At 61.4% G+C, this 21153-nt stretch carries 22 protein-coding genes; 10 read left to right on the forward strand and 12 right to left on the reverse strand.

The genetic code is table 11. The features are described from left to right. Positions 1-77: 77 nt before the first annotated feature. The 4 genes from HBO24_RS28145 (at position 78) to HBO24_RS28160 (ending at position 5224) form a co-directional block, all read left to right on the forward strand. Positions 78-1850, forward strand: a complete 1773-nt coding sequence (locus HBO24_RS28145) for an N-acetylglutaminylglutamine amidotransferase (RefSeq protein WP_170060766.1) — start codon at positions 78-80, stop codon at positions 1848-1850. Positions 1851-1853: 3 nt separating this feature from the next. After that, positions 1854-3599 carry an N-acetylglutaminylglutamine synthetase gene (gene ngg, locus HBO24_RS28150; RefSeq protein WP_115127812.1) on the forward strand — a complete coding sequence of 582 codons (1746 nt, stop codon included), beginning with the start codon at positions 1854-1856 and terminating at the stop codon, positions 3597-3599. A gap of 153 nt (positions 3600-3752) precedes the next feature. Then, positions 3753-4937 (forward strand): osmoprotectant NAGGN system M42 family peptidase, encoded by a 1185-nt coding sequence (locus HBO24_RS28155; RefSeq protein ID WP_115127811.1) that lies wholly within the window; start codon positions 3753-3755, stop codon positions 4935-4937. Positions 4938-4996: 59 nt separating this feature from the next. Continuing rightward, on the forward strand, positions 4997-5224 hold the full coding sequence (locus HBO24_RS28160; RefSeq protein WP_003192759.1) for a YheU family protein: 228 nt from the start codon (positions 4997-4999) through the stop codon (positions 5222-5224). On the opposite strand, the gene csrA is transcribed toward HBO24_RS28160, so the two are convergent. After that, positions 5221-5415, reverse strand: a complete 195-nt coding sequence (gene csrA, locus HBO24_RS28165; RefSeq protein ID WP_057440758.1) for a carbon storage regulator CsrA — start codon at positions 5413-5415, stop codon at positions 5221-5223. The genes HBO24_RS28160 and csrA overlap by 4 nt on opposite strands. 174 nt (positions 5416-5589) lie before the next feature. Next, entirely contained in the window at positions 5590-6405 is an 816-nt protein-coding gene (locus HBO24_RS28170; protein WP_057440755.1) for an SDR family oxidoreductase, read from the reverse strand. 330 nt (positions 6406-6735) lie between these two features. Here HBO24_RS28170 and HBO24_RS28175 point away from each other — a divergent pair, with 330 nt between their 5' ends. After that, positions 6736-6888 carry a DUF3309 family protein gene (locus HBO24_RS28175; RefSeq protein WP_032863216.1) on the forward strand — a complete coding sequence of 51 codons (153 nt, stop codon included), beginning with the start codon at positions 6736-6738 and terminating at the stop codon, positions 6886-6888. Between the two features lie 69 nt (positions 6889-6957). Here HBO24_RS28175 and HBO24_RS28180 read toward each other — a convergent pair whose 3' ends face one another. The 5 genes from HBO24_RS28180 to HBO24_RS28200 form a co-directional block, all read right to left on the reverse strand. Beyond that, positions 6958-9045, reverse strand: coding sequence for an LTA synthase family protein (locus HBO24_RS28180; RefSeq protein WP_170060767.1), 2088 nt, complete (start codon positions 9043-9045; stop codon positions 6958-6960). 392 nt (positions 9046-9437) lie between these two features. Next, on the reverse strand, positions 9438-9629 hold the full coding sequence (locus HBO24_RS28185; protein WP_015885097.1) for a PLDc N-terminal domain-containing protein: 192 nt from the start codon (positions 9627-9629) through the stop codon (positions 9438-9440). Between the two features lie 67 nt (positions 9630-9696). Further along, a complete protein-coding gene (locus HBO24_RS28190; RefSeq protein ID WP_057440752.1) occupies positions 9697-10227 on the reverse strand; it encodes a hypothetical protein in 531 nt (176 codons plus the stop codon). A gap of 41 nt (positions 10228-10268) precedes the next feature. Next, positions 10269-10784, reverse strand: a complete 516-nt coding sequence (locus HBO24_RS28195) for an ankyrin repeat domain-containing protein (protein ID WP_057440749.1) — start codon at positions 10782-10784, stop codon at positions 10269-10271. Between the two features lie 110 nt (positions 10785-10894). Beyond that, positions 10895-12721: a long-chain-acyl-CoA synthetase gene (locus HBO24_RS28200; protein WP_169989370.1), complete on the reverse strand. Its 1827-nt coding sequence runs from the start codon at positions 12719-12721 to the stop codon at positions 10895-10897. A 350-nt stretch (positions 12722-13071) separates the two neighbouring features. Between HBO24_RS28200 and HBO24_RS28205 the strand changes: the two genes are divergently transcribed. After that, positions 13072-13350: a DUF3509 domain-containing protein gene (locus HBO24_RS28205; protein ID WP_057440744.1), complete on the forward strand. Its 279-nt coding sequence runs from the start codon at positions 13072-13074 to the stop codon at positions 13348-13350. 52 nt (positions 13351-13402) lie between these two features. On the opposite strand, the gene HBO24_RS28210 is transcribed toward HBO24_RS28205, so the two are convergent. The 4 genes from HBO24_RS28210 to aroC all read right to left on the reverse strand — a co-directional run bounded on the left by HBO24_RS28210 (position 13403) and on the right by aroC (position 16769). Beyond that, a complete protein-coding gene (locus HBO24_RS28210; RefSeq protein WP_170060768.1) occupies positions 13403-13714 on the reverse strand; it encodes a helix-turn-helix domain-containing protein in 312 nt (103 codons plus the stop codon). Positions 13715-13926: 212 nt separating this feature from the next. Further along, a complete protein-coding gene (locus tag HBO24_RS28215) occupies positions 13927-14472 on the reverse strand; it encodes an acireductone dioxygenase (protein WP_170060769.1) in 546 nt (181 codons plus the stop codon). Positions 14473-14518: 46 nt separating this feature from the next. Further along, on the reverse strand, positions 14519-15667 hold the full coding sequence (locus HBO24_RS28220; RefSeq protein ID WP_170060770.1) for an MFS transporter: 1149 nt from the start codon (positions 15665-15667) through the stop codon (positions 14519-14521). A gap of 10 nt (positions 15668-15677) precedes the next feature. Beyond that, positions 15678-16769 (reverse strand): chorismate synthase, encoded by a 1092-nt coding sequence (aroC, locus tag HBO24_RS28225; protein WP_057440738.1) that lies wholly within the window; start codon positions 16767-16769, stop codon positions 15678-15680. A gap of 142 nt (positions 16770-16911) precedes the next feature. Here aroC and HBO24_RS28230 point away from each other — a divergent pair, with 142 nt between their 5' ends. Continuing rightward, positions 16912-17874 (forward strand): alpha/beta fold hydrolase, encoded by a 963-nt coding sequence (locus HBO24_RS28230; RefSeq protein ID WP_057958877.1) that lies wholly within the window; start codon positions 16912-16914, stop codon positions 17872-17874. A gap of 100 nt (positions 17875-17974) precedes the next feature. Then, the gene (locus HBO24_RS28235; protein WP_115127806.1) at positions 17975-18778 is read left to right on the forward strand and encodes a hypothetical protein; all 804 of its coding nucleotides are present in this window, start codon (positions 17975-17977) and stop codon (positions 18776-18778) included. A gap of 137 nt (positions 18779-18915) precedes the next feature. Here HBO24_RS28235 and prmB read toward each other — a convergent pair whose 3' ends face one another. Then, positions 18916-19824, reverse strand: coding sequence for a 50S ribosomal protein L3 N(5)-glutamine methyltransferase (prmB, locus tag HBO24_RS28240; protein ID WP_057440732.1), 909 nt, complete (start codon positions 19822-19824; stop codon positions 18916-18918). Positions 19825-20063: 239 nt separating this feature from the next. Here prmB and HBO24_RS28245 point away from each other — a divergent pair, with 239 nt between their 5' ends. Then, on the forward strand, positions 20064-20654 hold the full coding sequence (locus tag HBO24_RS28245; protein ID WP_057440730.1) for a cysteine hydrolase family protein: 591 nt from the start codon (positions 20064-20066) through the stop codon (positions 20652-20654). 140 nt (positions 20655-20794) lie between these two features. Beyond that, a complete protein-coding gene (locus HBO24_RS28250) occupies positions 20795-21115 on the forward strand; it encodes a hypothetical protein (RefSeq protein WP_170060771.1) in 321 nt (106 codons plus the stop codon). Positions 21116-21153 lie beyond the last annotated feature (38 nt).

Below are 21153 nucleotides of genomic sequence, written 5' to 3' on the forward strand. Positions count from 1 at the left end.
GGGTCAGTCCTTGGGTACCCGCCGTTTTGGCGCGTGCCTTTTACCCCCTCCCCAACGGAAAAACCGGTAAGGACTTTATGTGCGGATTAGCTGGAGAACTGCGTTTCGATCATCAACCTGCCGACCTGGCAGCGGTGGAGCGAATCACCCATCACCTGGCACCACGCGGACCTGACGCGTGGGGCTTCCATGCCCAAGGGCCGATTGCCCTGGGCCATCGTCGCCTGAAAATCATGGACCTGTCGGACGGCTCGGCCCAACCGATGGTCGACGCCCAACTGGGCCTGTCCCTGGCGTTCAACGGCGCGATCTACAACTTCCCGGAACTGCGCACCGAGCTTGAAGCCCTGGGCTACGCCTTCTATTCCGGCGGCGACACCGAAGTGCTGCTCAAGGGCTACCACGCCTGGGGCGAAGCCTTGCTGCCCAAGCTCAACGGCATGTTTGCCTTTGCCATCTGGGAGCGCGACAGCCAGCGCCTGTTCATCGCCCGCGACCGCCTGGGCGTCAAGCCGTTGTACCTGTCGCGCACCGGCCAGCGCTTGCGCTTTGCCTCGGCGTTGCCGGCGTTGCTCAAGGGCGGCGATATCAACCCGATCCTCGACCCGGTGGCGCTCAATCACTACCTGAATTTCCACGCCGTGGTGCCGGCTCCGCGCACCTTGTTGGCGGGCATCGAAAAGCTGCCACCGGCCACCTGGATGCGGATCGAGGCCAACGGCAAGACCGAGCAGAAAACCTGGTGGATCCTGCCCTACGGCCCCCATGACGATGAAAAACACCTGACCCTGGAAGACTGGACCGACCGCGTGCTCGACAGCACCCGCGAAGCCGTGGCGATTCGCCAACGCGCGGCGGTGGATGTCGGCGTGCTGCTGTCGGGCGGTGTGGATTCGAGCATGCTGGTGGGCCTGTTGCGCGAAGTCGGCGTGCAGGATCTGTCGACCTTCTCCATCGGCTTCGAAGATGCCGGCGGCGAGCGTGGCGATGAGTTCCAGTACTCCGACCTGATCGCCAAGCACTACGGCACGCGGCACCACCAACTGCGTATCGCCGAAAGCGAAATCATCGAGCAACTGCCGGCCGCGTTCCGCGCCATGAGCGAGCCAATGGTCAGCCATGACTGCATTGCCTTCTATTTACTGTCGCGGGAAGTGGCCAAGCATTGCAAGGTGGTGCAAAGCGGCCAGGGCGCCGATGAGCTGTTCGCCGGTTACCACTGGTACCCGCAAGTGGACGGCGCCAGCGACCCGTATGCGGCCTATCGCGAGGCCTTCTTCGACCGCAGCTACGACGACTACGCGGCCACCGTCGCCCCGCAATGGCTGACCGCCAATGACGCCGCCGGCGACTTTGTGCGCGAGCATTTCGCCCAGCCCGGCGCCGAGGCGGCTGTGGATAAGGCCCTGCGCCTGGACAGCACGGTGATGCTGGTGGACGACCCGGTCAAGCGTGTGGATAACATGACCATGGCCTGGGGCCTGGAAGCGCGCACGCCGTTTCTCGACTACCGCCTGGTGGAGTTGTCGGCGCGGGTGCCGGGCCAATTCAAGCTGCCGGACGGTGGCAAGCAAGTGCTCAAGGAAGCTGCGCGCCGGGTGATCCCCAGTGCGGTGATCGACCGTAAGAAAGGCTACTTCCCGGTGCCCGGCCTCAAGCATTTGCAGGGCGACACCCTGAACTGGGTGCGTGACCTGTTGCTGGACCCGAGCCAGGATCGTGGCCTGTTCAACCCGGCGATGCTCGACCGTCTGCTCACTGACCCACAAGGGCAATTGACCCCGCTGCGCGGCTCCAAGCTGTGGCAATTGGCGGCGCTGAACCTGTGGCTCAGCGAACAAGGAATCTGATTGATGAAACCTCACGCCACGGCCTACAGCCAACGCCTGCTGCGCGGCCAGGCGCCGTCCTACGAGCGCCTGCAAGCGCGCCTGGCCGAAGACGGCAGCGAACCCAGTGACCAGCCCATCGCCGTGCATTGCGGATGGGGCCGCTTATTGATTGGCCATACCTTCCCCGACCCGGCGAGCCTGGCCCTGGAGCTGCTCAACGAGCAGCCCGGGGAACGGGATATCGCCCTGTATGTGGCCGCGCCCCAGCAGATCCTCGGGATTGATCCGCAACAGTTGTTCCTCGACCCCTCCGATACCTTGCGCCTGTGGTTCACCGACTACCGGCCGGCGACCCGGGTGTTCCGTGGCTTTCGCATTCGCCGGGTACAGAGCGAAGCCGACTGGCAGGCAGTCAATCGCCTGTACCAGGGGCGCGGCATGTTGCCGGTGGATGCCAACCTGTTGACCCCGCGCCATCAAGGCGGCCCGGTGTACTGGCTGGCCGAGGATGAAGACAGCGGCGCGATAATCGGCAGCGTCATGGGCCTCAATCACCATAAAGCCTTCCATGACCCGGAACACGGCAGCAGCCTCTGGTGCCTGGCCGTCGACCCGCAATGCTCGCGGCCCGGCGTCGGCGAAGTGCTGGTGCGCCACCTGATCGAGCACTTTATGAGCCGGGGCCTGAGTTACCTGGACCTGTCGGTGCTGCACGACAATCGCCAGGCCAAGAGCCTGTACGCCAAGCTCGGTTTTCGCGCCCTCACCACCTTTGCCATCAAGCGCAAGAACGGCATCAACCAGCCGCTGTTCCTTGGGCCGGGGCCGCAGGCGGGGTTCAATCCCTATGCACGGATCATTGTCGAAGAGGCGCACCGGCGCGGTATTGATGTGCAGGTGGACGATGCCGCAGCCGGGCTGTTCACCCTCAGCCATGGCGGGCGCCGGGTGCGCTGCCGGGAGTCATTGAGCGACCTGACCAGTGCGATCAGCATGAGCCTGTGCCAGGACAAGAGCCTGACCCACAAGGTCTTGAGCGCCGCCGGCTTGAAATTGCCAGCGCAACAACTGGCAGCCAGCGCCGACGACAACCTGGAGTTTCTCGACGAACACCAGCGCATCGTGGTCAAGCCGCTGGACGGAGAACAGGGCCAGGGCGTGGCCGTGGACTTGCAGACCATCGAAGAAGTGCAAGGCGCCATCGAAGCGGCGCGCCAGTTCGACTCTCGGGTTTTGCTGGAGAGTTTCCACGAGGGCCTGGACCTGCGCATCCTGGTGATTGGTTTTGAAGTAGTAGCTGCCGCGATCCGACGCCCGGCGCAGGTGATCGGCGATGGCAAGCACAGCGTCGGCGCCTTGATCGAAGTGCAGAGCCGGCGCCGCCAGGCGGCCACAGACGGCGAGAGCAAGATCCCGATGGATGACGAAACCCTGCGCACCCTGAAGGCGGCAGGATATGACTACGACAGCATCCTGCCTTCGGGTGAAGTGCTGGCGGTACGGCGCACTGCCAACCTGCACACTGGGGGCTGCCTGGAAGATGTCACGGCGATTCTGCATCCGACGCTGGTGGATGCTGCCGTGCGTGCGGCACGTGCCCTGGATATTCCGGTGGTCGGCCTGGACTTGATGGTGCCGGCCGCTGACCAGCCGGAGTACGTATTTATCGAAGCCAACGAACGGGCCGGCCTGGCCAACCATGAACCACAGCCCACGGCAGAACGGTTTGTGGATTTGTTGTTCCCCCACAGTCAAACCACGGCTTGAGACATGAGCTGACTGGACGGGCCTCATCGCGGGCAAGCCCGCTCCCACAGGTTCCTGTGTGAGCTGGCTTGCCTGCGATGAGGCCAGCCCGGCCAACAAATCCCCAAGCCCCTCATCGAAACCATCGATGCCCTCAACTCATCAGGAGTTTCCATGACCCGAACCATCCCCGAACCGGATCTCAACTACCTGCAAAAAGTGCTGCTGGAAATGCTCGCCATCCCCAGCCCCACCGGGTTTACCGACACCATCGTGCGCTACGTCGCCGAACGCCTGGAAGAACTGGGCATCCCGTTTGAAATGACCCGGCGCGGTACGATCCGCGCCACCCTCAAGGGCCAGAAAAACAGCCCGGACCGTGCGGTTTCCGCGCACCTGGACACCATTGGCGCCGCCGTACGGGCGATCAAGGACAATGGCCGCCTGACCCTGGCCCCGGTGGGTTGCTGGTCCAGCCGCTTTGCCGAAGGCAGTCGCGTCAGCCTGTTCACCGATAATGGCGTGATCCGTGGCAGCGTGCTGCCGCTGATGGCCTCCGGGCATGCCTTCAACACCGCCGTGGATGAAATGCCGATCAGTTGGGACCATATCGAACTGCGCCTGGACGCCTACTGCGCCACCCGCGCCGATTGCGACTCCCTGGGGATCAGCGTCGGTGACTTCGTGGCGTTCGACCCGCTGCCGGAATTCACCGAAAGCGGCCATATCAGCGCCCGCCACCTGGACGACAAAGCAGGGGTCGCGGCCTTGCTGGCGGCGCTCAAGGCCATCGTCGACAGTGGCGAACCGTTGCTGATCGACTGTCATCCGCTGTTCACCATCACCGAAGAAACCGGCAGCGGCGCGGCGGCGGCCCTACCCTGGGATGTCAGCGAATTCGTCGGCATCGACATTGCCCCGGTCGCCCCCGGCCAGCACTCCAGCGAACATGCAGTGAGCGTGGCGATGCAGGACTCCGGCGGCCCTTACGACTATCACCTGTCCCGGCACCTGCTGCACCTGGCGGCGGAAAACGACCTGCCAGTACGCCGTGACCTGTTTCGCTATTACTTCAGCGACGCGCACTCGGCGGTCACCGCCGGCCACGATATCCGCACCGCGTTGCTCGCATTTGGCTGCGATGCGACCCATGGTTACGAGCGCACCCATATCGACAGCCTGGCGGCCTTGAGCCGCCTGCTGGGCGCCTACATCCTCAGCCCGCCGGTATTTGCCAGCGATGCGCAACCGGCCCAGGGTTCCCTGGACCGCTTCAGTCATCAACTGGAACACGAAACGCAAATGGAGAGTGACACCCGCGTGCCCTCGGTGGACAGCCTGGTCGGACAGAAATCCTGAGGCTGGCAACTATGATCCCGGCACAGTAGGATCGCCGGGATCCACCATTTGAGGCTTGTATGCTGATTCCCTACGATGCACTTGAAGTCGACACCCTGACCCGCCTCATTGAAGACTTCGTGACCCGCGACGGCACCGACAACGGCGACGACACGCCCCTGGAAACCCGGGTACTGCGCGTGCGCCAGGCGTTGACCAAGGGTCAGGCGCTGATTGTTTTCGACCCTGAAAGCGAGCAGTGCCAGTTGATGCTCAAGCACGACGTGCCCAAGCACCTGTTCGACTAAGGGTTGGGCACCGCCACCGCCTGCCCCTGCAGGCGGCGGATCTTTTCGTAGACCTCCGCCCGGTGCACATTGACCCCTGCGGGCGCTTGCACACCGAGTTTCACCTGGAGGCTGTTGACCTCCAGGATCCGCAGGGTGATGTGATCGCCGATGGAAATGATTTCGCCTACCGCGCGGCTAAGTACCAGCATGGCGTGTGTCCTTTGGAAAGTTACCGGACCGCGACCATGCGCCCTCCCCTACGAGCCATCAATGACCTGCCAGATAAACAGATCCGCCCTACAACCCAGAGTTGGATTTACTGACAGACGAATATCAAACAGCCCAGTAGGAGCGCAAAAATATAAACGTATTGTTTATATCCCTCAGCCTTTTACCGACTGTGCCTTGGCGCGCATTTTTTCCGACATGCTGGTCATCTCGTCATACAGCAATTGCGGGTTTTTCTGTTTCAGCGCCCAGGCCATGCGTCCCTGTTCGTGGGGCAGGATCATGAACTCACCGGCGGCCACACGCTGGTAGATGTAATCGGCAATGTCTGCCGCACTGATCGGCGAGCTTTCCAGCAGTTTGCCGACCTGGGCCTTCATCGCCGGGGTGGGGCCGCGGAACGAGTCCAGCAGGTTGGTCTGGAAGAACGACGGGCACACCACGTGCACCCCGACTTCCTGCTGCTTGAGCTCCACCAGCAGGCTTTCCGAAAGCGCCACCACACCGGCCTTGGCCACGTTGTAGTTACTCATGGCCGGGCCTTGCATCAGGGCCGCCATAGAGGCGATGTTGATGATCCGGCCCTTGCTCTTTTCCAGCAGCGGCAGGAAGGCCTTGCAGCCCTTGACCACCCCCATCAGGTTGATTGCGATCTGCCAGTCCCAATCCTCCAGGGACAGCTCGCTGAAGAACCCACCGGAGGCGACCCCGGCGTTGTTGACGATCACGTCGATGCCGCCCAGCTTGACCTCGCAGGCCTGGGCAAAGGCGGTGAGCTGGCTGTAGTCACGCACGTCACAGCGCTGGATAAACCCGTCGCCACCGGCCTGGCGCACCCGCGCGAGGGTTTCCTGCAAGCCCGGCTCGCTGACATCCGACAAGGCCAGCTGCCAACCCTCGCGGGCCCAGCGCAGAGCGATTTCGCGACCCAGGCCGGATCCGGCGCCAGTGATCATCATGCGATTTTGCATAGGAAGTAGCCTTGTGATTCAGGGAAGAAGTACGCGCCAGTGTAGCGAAGGTTATTCACCGCCCCATGCACCATCAAGTTGCTGAATGCCCGGGGCAAACCAAAGGCCCGGTCGGATGCCGGGGCGTGGGGTAAGTTCAATCTTTTTAAACTAAGTGCGCAACAACACAACAATTAAAAACGAAATAAGCCAGCGGCCAAATCGGATTAAAAAAACAGGGAATTTTCTGCAAAGTGCAGGAGTCGGATTGATTAAGGCGGCCGTTTTAAAGGTGCGGCTCTGACAATTAACAATCAGGTCTTTTCAGAAGACGAATAAGGAAAACAAACTATGAGCCTCATTCTTATCATTGTTCTGATCCTCCTGCTGGTCGGCGGCCTGCCGGTATTCCCGCACTCGCGTAACTGGGGTTATGGGCCGTCGGGTATTCTCGGTACGGTGCTGGTGGTGCTGTTGATTCTGTTGTTGCTGGGCAAGATATAACCCCCCAGCGTTAAAAAAGATGCAAAAAAAAGAGGCCTTGAAGAAGGCCTCTTTTTTATTGCCGGGCGATTAGTCCGGCTTGCCGTCTACCACGCCTGCGGTGTTATCCAGCAGGCTCTTGGTCGCGGTTTGCAGGAACGACTCAAGTTTCTGCTTGAGTTGCGCCTCATCCGCCGACTCGGGAATTACCTTGCCGGTCGGGTTGGCGCCCAGTTCGTATTGCCACAGTTTCGGTGGCATTTCCTTGGGCAGTACCAACACACGGTCGGCAGTGAGCAACGCCACGGTCTGGTCGCTGCCCGAGGGCTTGATCACGCCAAAGCCCTTGTCGCCTTCTGGCAAGTTGAGCAGGTCGCGGCCCCAGCACTGGTGGCGGGTTTCACCGCCCAGGCGGCCCATGATGATCGGCACGATGTCGATCTGCGTGCCCACGGTGTGGTCACGCACGCCGAACTTGTCCTGCACGCCCGGTGCGATCAGCAGCAGCGGCACGTTGAAGCGCCCCAGGTCCATTTCGGTGATCTGTTGCTCGTTACCGAAACCATGGTCGCCGACGATCACAAACAGGGTGTCCTTGAAGTACGGCTCCTTACGGGCCTTCTCGAAGAACTGGCCCAGGGCCCAGTCGGAGTAGCGCATGGCCGTCAAATGCTCGTTGAGACGGCCACGATCAGTCACCGGCTCGACCGGCAACGGCGTCGGCAAGGCGTACGGCGTGTGGTTGGACAGGGTTTGCAGCAGGGCGTAGAACGGCTTGCCGCCTTCGCGCGCCTTCAGCTCCTGCAGGCCTCGGTCGAACATGTCCTGGTCGGACACGCCCCAGGTCGGATCGGAGAACACCGGGTCGACGAAGTCATTGCGGCCAATGAAGTTGGTCATGCCCTGGTTGCTGAAGAAGCCCGACTGGTTGTCCCAGGCGAAGTCGCCGTTGTAGACATACACGTCGTCAAAATCACGGGCGCTGAGCAACTGCGGCAAGCCCGACAGCTTGTGGCTGCCTTCCGGGGTCTGCATCAGGTATTCGAAGCCTGGCAGGTTCGGGAAGCAGGCCATGGTGGCGAACATGCCCTGGTGGGTATGGGTGCCATTGGAGAAGAAACGGTCGAACAGCAGGCCTTCCTTGGTCAACTCGTCGAAGTACGGCGTGATTTTGCCGCCACTGCCCAGGGCGCCCACCGAGTGACCGGCGAAGCTTTCCATCAGGATCACCACGACGTTCTTGATCGGCAGGGTCTTCTCGGCCGGCGGCGTGAAGTCACGGCGCACGGCTGCAGTGTCGGTATCCACCAGTTTTTCGTCAGGCAGCACCAGCATGTCACGCACGGTCTGGGTCGCCAGCGGCTGCTCCAGGGTGGCTTTCCAGACGTTCTCACGGTGCTCGGAGAAGCGCGCCTTGGCTGCACCGATCAGCGACAACGTACCGTTGAGGCCCAGGTGGTTGGCGAAGTTCGAGTCGGTGGTGTACACGTCACCCCAACGCAGTGGCGGACCCTGGCGCAGGGTGCCACGCGCGGCGACCACGGCAATCAGCAGGCACACCACGAACACCGCGATGCGGCTGTACCACGGCGCGACCTGGCGGGTGCCGACGGTGCCACCGCTGAACGGGCCACGGGGGCGCGTCGCACGGTCAGCGCCCTTGAAGGCGATGCTCAGGATAAAGGTACCGACGGCCCAGCCCAGCAGGTAGCGCACCACCGGGAAACCGTACCAGAGCATGCTCATCACGGTTTTCGGGTCTTCCTTGACGTACTGGAAGACCAGGCCGTTAAGGCGTTGGTGGAACTCGCGGTAGAAGTCCATCTCCATCAGGCCAAGGAACAGCGCGATGCTGGAGACCACGGTCAGCCACAACCGGAAGAACCCACGGGCGGCCATGGCGCGCACGCTGAACAGGGCCAGGATCAGCGGGATGCTCAGGTACACCACCAGGCGCAAGTCCAGGCGCAGGCCATTGACGAACGCTTCAAGGAAGGTCGAGGCCGGGGTGTCGAGCATCATGTCGCTGTTGTATACCAACAGTCCCAGGCGCAGCAGGGAGAGCATCACCATCATGACCAGGGCGCAAAGCAGCGTGTAGGCCAGGTGGGACTTGACGGTCGGTTGCAGCAGACGAGTAGAAGCTCGCTGCTGATTCAGGGCGTCCGGGTTTGCCATGTTGTTTGAGGACCCATTGGAAGTTTAAGTGGCGAAAGAATGCAGCGGCGTCCTGCCCCGGCCAATAAAGGCTCAGGGTCCAGGGTATTACGCGGTGGGCAGATGGTGCCCGATCAACGTCGGCAACGCTATTGATTACTCATTGCACAGCGCTCCTGGCGGCACAGACGGGCCTTGGCAGGAAAATAAGCGAGGGAATTGTCTTGGATGAAGTGTGAAAATTTTGTGCAGCGAATATCTAGACACAAAAATCTACAGAACACGCCGCAAACAAATGTGGGAGCGAGCCTGCTCGCGATAGCGGTGTGTCAGCCAATCAATCTGGTACTGATACACCACTGTCGCGGGTAGGCGCGCTCCCACATTATTTATATGCTTGTGCCCGCAGAGGATCAGAGCCGCACGTTGCCCCGTGGCCCGGCGATGGCCCAGATAATCAGGCCCAATACCGGCAACAGCAGGATCAACAGGATCCACAACACTTTGGCCCCGGTGCTGGCGCCGCTTTTGAACACGTTGATGATCGCCCAGATATCCAGTGCCAGGATGATCAACCCGATCAGACCATTAAATGTGGAACCCATGGTGTCGCTCCTAAGTGAGGGCTTGCCTGTTTAGGATAGCCAGCCCTGGCCAGGGTTCCGTTTTATTTCAGACGTGGACGGCAATGCGCAGGGCTTCCAGGGACGGTTCGCCCTTGATCCCGACTTCGGCACACAATTCCAGCACCCGTGGCACGTCATTGCCATAGACCAGCACGGCCTGGATTTCGTCATCGAGCAACTGGCTGAAATTCATCAGGGTGTAGCCGCCGTTTTCCGGGTTCATGGCGCCGAGCTGGATCTGGATGCGATTAAGGGCCGTCAGCGCCTCGGTCTTGGCCAACTGCTTGGGCTTGAGGTTGAACGCAACGTCGGGACCAAAGGAGGCGACGATCTGGGCGAACAGGTCCTGGTAGGTGTCGGCCTGGAACAGCACCGTTTCCGGCAGGCTGCCGACCACAATCCACTCGCCCAGCGGGATGGGGAAGGTGTCGTCGTAGTTGATATCAGGGTTGGCCGCCAGGAACCCATCGGCATCGGCGTAGGCCTGGCTGGCCTCATCGGCGATCCGCACGATCTCGGCGTCGCCCAGGCAACCGGAACTGATTTTAGTGATGAGTTCGACGAGCGCGGTGTTCATGGGCGAATCCTGTGGCGAGGCTGATTTTGAGGGCGCAAAGCCTACACCAGTTTTTGCAACTGCGCCGTCGTATCCGCTGCCCCCATGGTCTGGGCCGCCACCAGGGCCGTTACCCCCTGGGCATCCGTGGCCTTGGGGTTGGCCCCTACGCTGATCAGGTACTCGACCATTTCGGTGCGATTGAACATCGCCGCCATCATCAGCGCCGTGCGGCCATCGGCAGAGGCGCCGTCAACCGGGGTGCCGCCTTCAATCAACGCCTTGACCACCGCCAGGTTGCCCTTGAACGCTGCACCGGCAATCGGCAGTTGGTTCTTGTCGTTGGCGATCTGCGGATCGGCCTTGAACTCCAGCAGCACTTTCACCGCCTCGGCGTGCCCGTGATAGGCGGACAACATCAACAAGGTATCGCCATTGTGATTGCGCAGATTCACCGGCAAGCCCTTGGCCAGCAGCGCAGCCAGCATGGCGGCATCACCGCGGCGGGCCACGTCGAAGACCTGCTCGGCAAATTCGGCGGCTTCTTCTTCGGTCATTTGTTTGGCTTGATCAGACATCTGCGGCTCCCTGTGGGGTGTGGCGTAAGGCCGTCAGTTTCCCGAGCAGCGCCCCGCCTGTCACCCCTTTTTTGCCGAAAGCCACGATAGCCAGGTTCTATCGATCCGCCCTAGTAGCGATATTTTCCACTCTGGATATCCGCCAGCACCTGCACGGTCACGGGCACATAGGTATCGCTGCCCGGTAACCAGGCGTAGAGCGGATCGTCCCCCACCTTGTGCGGGTCGAAGGCCTCTTCCTTAAGACGGACCTTCTGGTACTTAAAGGTGCCGGTGGTTTCCATCTTCACCTTGACCCGCAGGAACAGCGGCACCGCATAGGCCGGCATCTGGCTCTGGGCGAATTGCAGCAACGCCTGCATATCCAGGGTGGCCAGGGATTCGGACGGGGTAATCGCCGCCATCCCGGCGCGGCCATTGGTGTTGGCGATTTCCACGCCGTAGGCCACCGCCTCGGTGATCTGCGGGTGCTGCATAAAGATGTTTTCCACCTCGGTGGTGGAGACGTTCTCGCCCTTCCAGCGATAGGTATCGCCCAGGCGGTCCACGAACTGCGCATGGCCAAAGCCAATGCTGCGCAACAGATCGCCGGTGTTGAAGTAGCGGTCGCCCTTTTCGAACACGTCGCTCAAGACCACCTTGCGGTTTTTTTCCGGGTCGGTGTAGCCATCGAACGGCGCCTTGTCGTCGATCCTGGCCAGCAGCAGGCCCTGGCCGCCCTTCTGCACTTCACGCATAAAACCATTGCTGCCACGGATCGGCTCGCAAGTGTCGTGGGCGTAGTCCACCAGCGCCCAGTGCATCAGGGAAAAGCCGATGGTGTTGTCGAAATTCAGCACGTTGGTGAAGCCGATATTGCCGTCACTGGCGGCGTACAACTCGCAGATATGCCCCACACCAAAACGCTCCTTGAACGGCCCCCACACTCCCGGACGCAAGCCGTTGCCGATCATCTTCACCACTCGGTTGTCGCGGTCGCGTTCGCTGGGCGGCTGGTCCATCAGGTAGCGGCATAATTCGCCGACATAGCCCAGGGTGGTCGCGTTGAATTTGCGCACATCGTCCCAGAACTGGCTGGCGCTGAATTTGCGGCGGATGGCAAACCCCGACGCGCCGGCAATCGCCGAGCCCCAGCACACACAGAGCCCGGTGGCGTGGTACAGCGGCAGAGTGCAATAGACGACGTCCTCCGGCCCCATATCCAGGGCGATGGTGCCGAAGCTGGCCGAGGATTTCATCCAGCGCCCATGCTTGAAGATACCGGCCTTGGGCAAACCGGTGGTGCCGGAGGTGTAGATATAGAAGCACGGGTCGTTGAAGTAGATCTGTTGGCTGCTGGCCGGGTTATCCGTGGAACAGTCTGCGCTGGCGGCCATCAGGTCGATATAGCCCTGGGGCACAGGCGCCACCTGTTGATCGGCGACATACCAGGTGCGCTGCGGATCAATCGCCACCTGCTCACGTACCGCGTCGTAGGCGTCGACCAGTTCGGCGCCGACCACAATTGCCACCGGGTTGACCAGGGTCAGGCTATGCACCAGCACCGCCTGGGTCTGCGCGGTATTGAGCATGGCGCAGATGCCGCCGACCTTGGCCACCGCCAGCACGGTCAACAGCAGTTCGGGACGGTTTTCAATAAACAGCGCGACCACATCACCCTTGCCAATGCCCTGGGCCTGCAGATGATGGGCGATGCGATTGGCGTGCTGGTTGGCCTGGCGGTAGCTGAGCACCTGGTCGCCAAACAACAGCGCGGCGCCTTCGGGGTTGCGCTGGGTGGCCTGTTCGAAGGTCCAGCCCAGGCCGCACGGCTGGTCGGGGTCAGTGATATTGGCGACACGGATACCGCGCACCAACCGTGGCAGGGCCCGAACAATGGTCGGCACCTTACGCAACATCATGCCGAGGGTAATCATCTCGCTATGGGGATTGCTCATGCACAGAAGTCCTTTTTCTTATTATTCGTAGGGTCCACGGGCCTTCATGCGGTGTAGGACCATTCCTGAATGCCTTGCAGGAAAATACGCCAGCCATTCCTTGGCTGTACACGCGGGATTTGCAATGTTTTGTATCCCAGGCACCGGTGACGCACGATACCGTTCGTCATCGCCCAATAGCGCAAAATGCAGGATGCACGATGGCCATTCATGCATATTGCACGAAAGTGAAAAGTTCTATTTTTTGCAAGTCATTGATTTATATGGTTTTTATACAAATCGCGATACTGGCACAATCACTGCACCTATCACTCCATGCCGCACAACACGAGCCAATGGAGCCGATAGACATGAGCCTGATCCAAGATAAATTCGCTTCTGTATTCTCCGCCTACGACGTCACCACCCAGGCGCGCCCTGACGGTGGGATCCTGCTGACCCTGCGCAACACCGAGGGCAAGCAGATCAAACGCTCGATCTCGTACCAGCAGCTGCACACTGCCGACCAACTGACCTGGGTCATCAGCGCTATCCGCCGCGACCTGGCAGAACAAGCCAGCGAGTTGCCGCAGATTTCGATGTTGCAAAGCCAGCACCGCTTTGCCCTGCCGACCTACCATTCGGCATAAGTACCACTGCGTTTCCCAGGGCCGTGAAGCCGTTGCGCTTCACGGCCCTTTTTTATCCGCACAACCCGCGCCTGATCGCTTCACTCACCGCCTGGACCCGGTTATTGACGTGCAACTTGCCGTAGATATTGCGCAGGTGAAACTTCACCGTGGCCTGTGAGACACAGCGGATCCGGCTGATCTCCCACACTGTCTTGCCCTCCGTGGCCCAGCGCAGTATTTCCAACTCCTTGGCCGTCAGCGGCTTATCCGGCAACAACTGTGCGTCGCCTGCCCTGTCGTCGCACGCCTGCTCACAAACATCTGTTGCCACACTGACCGCCGGCCCAGGTACGGATGGGGTGGGCTCCTCTGGACTGCTCATGCTGCCTCTCCCTTTCGTAGTGGTTTGCACTGTCAATATTCGGACAACTCCTATTGACAGATAGGTACACAGCGACGGGAGAGTTACATAAAGCCAAGGGTTAACACATCGACCCTCAGACAAATAGCTGGAACTTACAAACTATAGAGTCCATTCCCACAAACTTATCCAACTTGAGCATATTGAATAAGTTTGCGGATAGTGAACTAAGGTCAATCATCCAGCCCCGGGAAACCTTGGGCGATCCCGCTGCCGGTCACTTGCGCCTCAGCCCCGGACGCCGTCTGGAACAGACTGATCGCGACCACACGCGGCTCCTCCCCCAGGTCAAACCAGCGTGGCATGCCGGCCGGTATGCGCAGCAGGTCGTGTTTTTCGCAGAGCACCGTGTAGACATAGTCGCCGATATGCAGGCCGAGCAAACCACGGCCGGCGGCGAACAAGCGGATCTCATCAGCCCCGTGGTAATGCTCATCGCGCAAACCTGCGGCAAGGGCAGCCTTTTGCGGGTGCTCGCGGTTCACGCTCAACACTTGCACCTGCGCGTAGCCCTGTGCCGTCATCCAGCTGTCAATTTGCGCTTGGTACGCCGCCGTCACTTCGGCGGCACTGGCGCCGGCCTCGACACGGGTGCTGGCCTGCCAGCGTTCGAAGCCCACGCCCTGCTCGGCCAGGGTCGAGGCAATATCGTCAGCGTGGGTCAAGACCTTGTTCGGGGTGTCCGGGGTAGAAAGGTGATAAACGCAAAGAATGCTCATAAAAGGGGTCCTCGGGCGGTAAGAGTCTGCAGATGATGGGCCGGGCTCACGGCTGTTCCTCGGGCAAGCGCAGCGCCATGATCAACGCGGCGGCCAGGGCCGCGAGGCTGGCGATACTGAAGGTCAGGGTCGGCCCCAACTGATTCCAGCTGTACCCGGAATACAAGGCGCCGAGCGCGCCGCCGGTGCCGGCCAGCGCCGCATACAGGGCCTGGCCCTGGCCTTGCTGGCGCGCACCGAAGCTGCGCTGCACAAATTGAATGGCCGCCGCATGAAAGCTGCCAAAGGTCGCGGCATGCAGCACCTGGGCGAGCAACAGCACCCACAGGAATTCGGCGAACGACCCCAGCAACAGCCAGCGTAACGCGGCCAACAGGAAACTGGCCACCAGCACCCGGCGCACCGAGAAGCGCGTGAGAATCCGGCTCATGGCCATGAACATCAACACTTCCGCCACCACACCCAAGGCCCACAGCAAGCCGATCACACCGCGGCTGCAACCGAGGTTTTCCAGGTGCAGGGTGAGGAAGGTGTAGTACGGGCCGTGGCTCATTTGCATCAACGCGACACAGGCATAAAACGCCAGCACGCCAGGGCTGCGCAGTTGCCGCAGGAAGCCGTCGCCGGCACCGCGACCACCGGTGGCAACCGGCTGGGCATTGGGCACCCACATGCTGGCCCCGATGATGCCGGCCATGATCAACACGATCGCCACCGGGTAGATATCCAGGCTCAGGGCCTCGAACAGGCGCCCCAGGGCGACGACCGCGAGGATAAACCCGACGGAGCCCCACAAGCGAACCTGGCTGTAGCGCGAGGTCTGACCTTGCAGGTGCGCCAGGGTGATGACCTCGAACTGCGGCAGCACCGCATGCCAGAAGAACGCGTGCAGGGCCATCACCAACGCCAGCCAGGCATAGCTCTGGCTGACAAAGATCAGCGAAAAACTGAGCAGCGTGCACACCGCGCCAAACCGCACGATGGCCAGGCGCCGCCCGGTGTAGTCACCCAGCCAGCCCCAGATATTGGGGGCCACGCAGCGCATCAGCATCGGGATTGCGACCAACTCGCCAATGCGCGCGCTGGAGAACCCCAGATGATGAAAGTACAGCGCCAGGAACGGCGCCGTCGCCCCCAGCAGGGCGAAATAGAACAGATAGAAGCTGGAAAGTCGCCAGTACGGGAGCGCTGTCACGGTCAGACCGTCACAGCTGGCCCAGCACCGGAGTAGTCACGCGCACATCGGCATTCTGCCCACGGTGCCGCAGCAGATGGTCCATCAGCACAATGGCCATCATTGCTTCGGCAATCGGCGTGGCGCGGATGCCGACGCACGGGTCATGGCGGCCCTTGGTAATCACATCCACCGGGTTGCCATGCACATCAATCGAACGCCCCGGCGTGGTGATGCTCGAGGTCGGCTTGAGTGCCAGGTGCGCCACAATCGGCTGGCCGGACGAGATACCGCCGAGAATGCCGCCCGCATTGTTGCTGACAAAACCTTCGGGGGTCAACTCATCGCGGTGCTCGGTGCCACGCTGGGCGACACAGGCGAAGCCGGCGCCGATTTCCACGCCCTTGACCGCGTTGATGCTCATCAGCGCGTGGGCCAGTTCGGCGTCCAGGCGGTCGAAAATCGGCTCGCCCAGGCCCGGCATCACCCCTTCGGCGACCACGGTGATCTTCGCGCCCACCGAATCCTGGTCGCGGCGCAACTGGTCCATATAGGCTTCCAGTTCCGGCACCTTGTCCGGGTCGGGGCTGAAGAAAGCATTGTCTTGCACGCTGTCCCAGGTCTTGAACGGGATTTCGATCGGGCCCAGTTGGCTCATATAGCCACGAATCAGGATGCCCTGGGTTGCCAGGTACTTCTTGGCAATGGCTCCGGCGGCCACGCGCATCGCGGTTTCCCGCGCCGAACTGCGGCCACCGCCACGGTAATCGCGCTCACCGTATTTATGGTGGTAGGTGTAGTCGGCGTGGGCCGGGCGGAACAGATCCTTGATCGCCGAGTAGTCCTTGGACTTCTGGTCAGTGTTGCGGATCAGCAGGCCGATGGCGCAACCGGTAGTGCGACCCTCGAACACGCCGGAGAGGATCTCGACTTCGTCGGGCTCCTGGCGCTGGGTGGTGTGGCGGCTAGTGCCGGGCTTGCGGCGGTCGAGGTCGCGCTGCAGGTCGTCCAGGGACAGCTCAAGGCCGGGCGGGCAGCCGTCGACAATGGCGACCAACGCCGGACCATGGCTTTCGCCCGCGGTGGTGACAGTGAACAGCTTGCCGTAGGTATTGCCGGACATGCAGAGCGCTCCGTGAAATCAGTTGAATCAACTCAACCGTGATAACTAAGCGCGCCAGTATACGCAGGCTCACCCAGTAGTTCATCCTCGAAACCTTCCCGGTAGACGTTGGTCCAACCGGCACCTTCCTCATGATGGCGCGATGATGCTGCGAGTTTTGCTGTTTACCCTCACCCTGTTCTGTAGCGTCGCCCACGCCGCCAGCCCTGTCGTACTGCAACGGCCCATCAGCCTGGACACCGGCAGCGGCGAGCTGTTTGGCTCATTACTGCTGCCGCAATCCGACAAACCCGTGCCTGTAGTGCTGATCATTGCGGGCTCCGGCCCCACCGACCGCAACGGCAACAGTGCCGAAGGCGCGCGCAATGACAGCCTCAAGCGCCTGGCCTGGGTGCTGGCGCGCCATAACATTGCCAGCGTGCGCTACGACAAACGCGGCGTGGCCGCCAGCCTCAAGGCCACGCCAGACGAGCGCAACCTGACGCTGGACGCCTATGTGGCCGACGCCGTGGCCTGGGGCAAATCGCTCAAGGCCGATCCGCGCTTCGGGCGCCTGGTGGTGTTGGGGCACAGTGAAGGCGCGTTGGTGGCTGCCCTCGCCGCCCCTGAACTCAACCCCGACGGGGTGATTTCCCTGTCCGGCAGCGCCCGCCCGGTGGACCAGGTGATTCGCCAGCAATTGGCGGATCACCTGCCGCCGGCCCTGCTGCTGCGCAGCAACCAGATCCTCGACCGGCTCAAGGCCGGCCAGGTGGATGCCGATGTACCGGGCCCGCTGCAGGGTATTTTCCGTCCCAGCGTGCAGCCGTACCTGATCAGCCTGTTTCGTGCGGACCCCGCAGCGGCGTTCGCCCGCCTGACGATGCCGGCCCTGATTGTCCAGGGCACCACCGACCTGCAAGTAGGGGTCGCCGATGCCCAGAAGCTCAAGCAGGCCAAACCCGACGCCGAACTGGCGGTGATTCCCGGCATGAACCACGTCATGCGCATCGTGCCCAACGAGGTGAAGCAGCAGTTGAGCTCCTACAACAATCCACAATTGCCCCTCGCCGATGCGCTGGGTAGGCGTCTGGTTGGCTTTATCGACGGACTTCGCCACCGATAACCCACTATTTACCCTCCAGTCCTGGAAAGAACGGCCGATAAGCACAAGGTCGACAGCAAAAAGCCTGTCGACTAGCTGGGCTTGGACAGGATCGCGCCGAATGACGAACACCGAAGCAGTACCACAACCTCCCGCCGAAACCACCGCCGACACCGAAGCGGCGGCTGCAGCTGCGCTGCCGTGGGCAGAGGTTGAGGCCGAACACTTCAAAATGCTGCGCCTGGCGCCTTTGGCCACCGACCGCGCAACCGGCGCCCGCCCCTTGCGCTTTGTGCAGTTTGGCTACGCCGAGCGCAACAACAAGGACCACAGCCTGTTGCGCATGGTCATCCAGTTGCCTGCCCAACGGGTGCGGCGCGAACAGAATCACCTGGATGTGTGGGTCGATCATGCCACCCACCGCGTGCACTTCGGCCCAAGCAACAGCCTGGAAATCGAACCCGCGAACCGAGGCCTTGGCCGCTTCCTGGTAGCCCAGGGCGCTGCGTGGGCAAAAAAGAAGTGGTCGCACTATCGCGTCGACGGCGTCGACCTGGCGAACAAGGACGCGCTGAACGAAGCCACGCGCCTGCGTCGCGACCACTTTTTGCGGATCCAGGGTTTTGATGTGGCCTATGCCGATGTCCAGCACCTGAAAGGCCATGTGCAGCCGGGCAAGGTCAGCGAAGTGCTGGACAGCTGGAACACCGAGAAGGTGCAGTTCGTGGAAATCCTCGAAGCGGCGCAAATGCTGCAACAGGCCGAACAAAACCTGGCCGAGCAGGAAGTGAAGCTGCGCCACGAGGAAGAAAAGGTCATCAAGTTCAAGCGCGAGGACAGCGGCTTGCGCTTCACCATCACCTGCCTGGTGGCGTTTACCGTGTTCCAGGCGGGATTATTGATCTGGATTGCGACGCATCGCTGACCACTCGATTTCACTGAACAATACAAATCAAATGTGGGAGCGGGCTTGCTCGCGAAAGCAGCGGATCAGTCGGTACATGTATTGACTGATCCATCGCTTTCGCGAGCAAGCCCGCTCCCACATTCAGTTCCGCCTGATCAGACGCGAGAGGCAAACACCGCCTGATGGGCCCGGCACTGCTCCGCCGTCAGCATGAATACGCCGTGCCCGCCGTTCTGGAATTCCAGCCAGGCAAAATCCACTTCCGGGTACAGCGCTTCAACGTGCACCTGGCTGTTGCCCACTTCGACAATCAGCAAGCCCTTCTCGGTCAGATGATCGGCCGCCTCGGCCAACATCCGGCGCACCAGGTTCAAGCCATCGTCACCGCAGGCCAGGCCCAATTCGGGTTCGTGCTGGTATTCATCGGGCATGTCGGCAAAGTCTTCGGCATCGACATACGGCGGGTTGGACACAATCAGGTCAAAACGCTGGCCGGGCAAACCGTCGAAGCCGTCACCCTGCACGGTGTACACGCGCTCGTCGGCGCCATGGCGCTCGATGTTCTGGTTGGCCACTTCCAGTGCTTCGAAGGACAAGTCCCCCAGCACCACTTCGGCTTCCTGGAACTCGTAGGCGCAGGCGATGCCGATGCAACCGGAGCCGGTGCACAGGTCAAGGATGCGCGCCGGCGGCTGGGCCAGCCAGGGTTCAAAGCGGTTTTCGATCAACTCGCCAATCGGTGAGCGCGGGATCAGCACGCGCTCGTCGACGATAAACGACATGCCGCAGAACCAGGCTTCTTTCAACAGGTAGGCAGTGGGCACGCGCTCGTGGATACGGCGATGCAGCAGACGCTGTACGTGGGAAATCTCTTCTTCTTCGAGGTTGCAGTCCAGGTAGCTGTCGGCAATTTCCCAAGGCAGGTGCAGTGCACCCAGTACCAATTGCCGGGCTTCGTCCCAGGCATTGTCCGTACCATGGCCAAAAAACAGGTCTTCCCCATGGAAACGGCTGACAGCCCAACGGATATGGTCGCGCAAGGTGCGCAGGCGGGAAGTGATCACGGGGGCAAGCTCCAGGAAAAAACGACTGGCAATTCTAACAGCCTTAAGCTGTACGGACGATGTATGAAAAACTGCGACGGCGCGTCAGACTCAACCTGATTCAAGGTTTTTCTGTTATACCGCTGTCCCTCTTGACATGGCTGTAGGCCAACAACGGCGCACCTTACGTTAGTAGCGATTCACAGAACCGCTCAGCCAGAGGACAATGTCGCAAAAGCCCCACTCACAGGAGCCCCAGAATGTCCGTTCCAAAGACGATGTTTCAACTCAGCGGTCGCGGTTACGCACCGGCCAATTTGAGCCACGCGACCCTTGTGATCATCGATGCCCAGAAAGAATATTTGAGCGGCCCGCTCGCCCTGTCGGGCATGGACGCCGCCGTGGAAAACATCAAGCAACTGAGTGCTGCCGCCCGCAAGGCCGGGCGCCCGATCGTGCATGTCCGTCACCTGGGCACCGTCGGCGGCCTGTTCGACCCCCAGGGCGAGCGCGGCGAATTCATCCCCGGCCTGGAGCCGCACGATGACGAAACCATCATCGGCAAGCTGCTGCCCAGCGCTTTCCACGGCACGCAGCTGGAAAAAACCCTGCAGGAGCTGGGCTCCCTGGACTTGATCGTCTGTGGTTTCATGAGCCACTCCAGCGTCAGCACCACGGTGCGCGCAGCGAAGAACCTGGGCTTTCGTTGCACCCTGGTGGAAGACGCCTGCGCCACCCGCGACCTGCCTTACAAGGGCGGCATCCTCAGCGCCGAACATGTGCAGCAAACGGAAATGGCCATCATGGCCGACAACTTCGCCACCCTCGCCTTGACCCAAGATCTGATCTGATCGCCCTGTTGATGAGCGGCGCGGCCACCTCAGGCCCCGCTCATCCGCTAAAGCCTGTCATTTACCGCAATTGCCTCCCAGCCCGGAACAAGTTGTTTATCTTCCGGTCGAAGGGCCGATACCCTGGAGGAAAGGTCGGAATGAAGATATCCGATGGTTTTGACGCTCGTCGCTTGCGCCCCAAGGGCCCGAGCAACTGGCGTCTGCGCCTGGGCGTAGCGTTTGCTGCGTTGCTCGCGCTGTTTGGCTTGCTGCTTTCGTTGGCGGGTGCAGCCGCGCTGCTGGGCCATTCGCCCGCGCTCGGCGAGCTCAATACCAGCCCCGGCGGCGCGGCGCTGCTGTTGGCCGGCGGGATGTTGATCCTGTGGCTGGGAATTTGGTGGTGGCGCCGTTGCCGGCGCCGTATGCACCAGCCGCTGTCGCTGAACATCGCCTCGCACCTGATGAAAAAGCACGATTGAGGGAACACTGATAGCGTTTTGTCCCGCATCAACCGCCT

Origin of the sequence: Pseudomonas sp. WS 5410 (genome assembly GCF_012985645.1) — a bacterium.
Taxonomy (GTDB): domain Bacteria; phylum Pseudomonadota; class Gammaproteobacteria; order Pseudomonadales; family Pseudomonadaceae; genus Aquipseudomonas; species Aquipseudomonas shahriarae.

What these genes read in the sequence shown, in the direction of transcription:
- HBO24_RS28245 (WP_057440730.1), top strand. Translation starts at nt 20,064, where the DNA reads ATGTCCGTTCCAAAGACGATGTTTCAACTCAGCGGTCGCGGTTACGCA.
- HBO24_RS28195 (WP_057440749.1), bottom strand. Translation starts at nt 10,784, where the DNA reads ATGTCTGATCAAGCCAAACAAATGACCGAAGAAGAAGCCGCCGAATTT.
- HBO24_RS28145 (WP_170060766.1), top strand. Translation starts at nt 78, where the DNA reads ATGTGCGGATTAGCTGGAGAACTGCGTTTCGATCATCAACCTGCCGAC.
- HBO24_RS28210 (WP_170060768.1), bottom strand. Translation starts at nt 13,714, where the DNA reads ATGAGCAGTCCAGAGGAGCCCACCCCATCCGTACCTGGGCCGGCGGTC.
- HBO24_RS28155 (WP_115127811.1), top strand. Translation starts at nt 3,753, where the DNA reads ATGACCCGAACCATCCCCGAACCGGATCTCAACTACCTGCAAAAAGTG.
- csrA (WP_057440758.1), bottom strand. Translation starts at nt 5,415, where the DNA reads ATGCTGGTACTTAGCCGCGCGGTAGGCGAAATCATTTCCATCGGCGAT.
- HBO24_RS28230 (WP_057958877.1), top strand. Translation starts at nt 16,912, where the DNA reads ATGATGCTGCGAGTTTTGCTGTTTACCCTCACCCTGTTCTGTAGCGTC.
- HBO24_RS28215 (WP_170060769.1), bottom strand. Translation starts at nt 14,472, where the DNA reads ATGAGCATTCTTTGCGTTTATCACCTTTCTACCCCGGACACCCCGAAC.
- HBO24_RS28205 (WP_057440744.1), top strand. Translation starts at nt 13,072, where the DNA reads ATGAGCCTGATCCAAGATAAATTCGCTTCTGTATTCTCCGCCTACGAC.
- HBO24_RS28180 (WP_170060767.1), bottom strand. Translation starts at nt 9,045, where the DNA reads ATGGCAAACCCGGACGCCCTGAATCAGCAGCGAGCTTCTACTCGTCTG.
- HBO24_RS28175 (WP_032863216.1), top strand. Translation starts at nt 6,736, where the DNA reads ATGAGCCTCATTCTTATCATTGTTCTGATCCTCCTGCTGGTCGGCGGC.
- HBO24_RS28185 (WP_015885097.1), bottom strand. Translation starts at nt 9,629, where the DNA reads ATGGGTTCCACATTTAATGGTCTGATCGGGTTGATCATCCTGGCACTG.
- HBO24_RS28200 (WP_169989370.1), bottom strand. Translation starts at nt 12,721, where the DNA reads ATGAGCAATCCCCATAGCGAGATGATTACCCTCGGCATGATGTTGCGT.
- HBO24_RS28160 (WP_003192759.1), top strand. Translation starts at nt 4,997, where the DNA reads ATGCTGATTCCCTACGATGCACTTGAAGTCGACACCCTGACCCGCCTC.
- HBO24_RS28170 (WP_057440755.1), bottom strand. Translation starts at nt 6,405, where the DNA reads ATGCAAAATCGCATGATGATCACTGGCGCCGGATCCGGCCTGGGTCGC.
- HBO24_RS28190 (WP_057440752.1), bottom strand. Translation starts at nt 10,227, where the DNA reads ATGAACACCGCGCTCGTCGAACTCATCACTAAAATCAGTTCCGGTTGC.
- HBO24_RS28250 (WP_170060771.1), top strand. Translation starts at nt 20,795, where the DNA reads ATGAAGATATCCGATGGTTTTGACGCTCGTCGCTTGCGCCCCAAGGGC.
- HBO24_RS28235 (WP_115127806.1), top strand. Translation starts at nt 17,975, where the DNA reads ATGACGAACACCGAAGCAGTACCACAACCTCCCGCCGAAACCACCGCC.
- aroC (WP_057440738.1), bottom strand. Translation starts at nt 16,769, where the DNA reads ATGTCCGGCAATACCTACGGCAAGCTGTTCACTGTCACCACCGCGGGC.
- ngg (WP_115127812.1), top strand. Translation starts at nt 1,854, where the DNA reads ATGAAACCTCACGCCACGGCCTACAGCCAACGCCTGCTGCGCGGCCAG.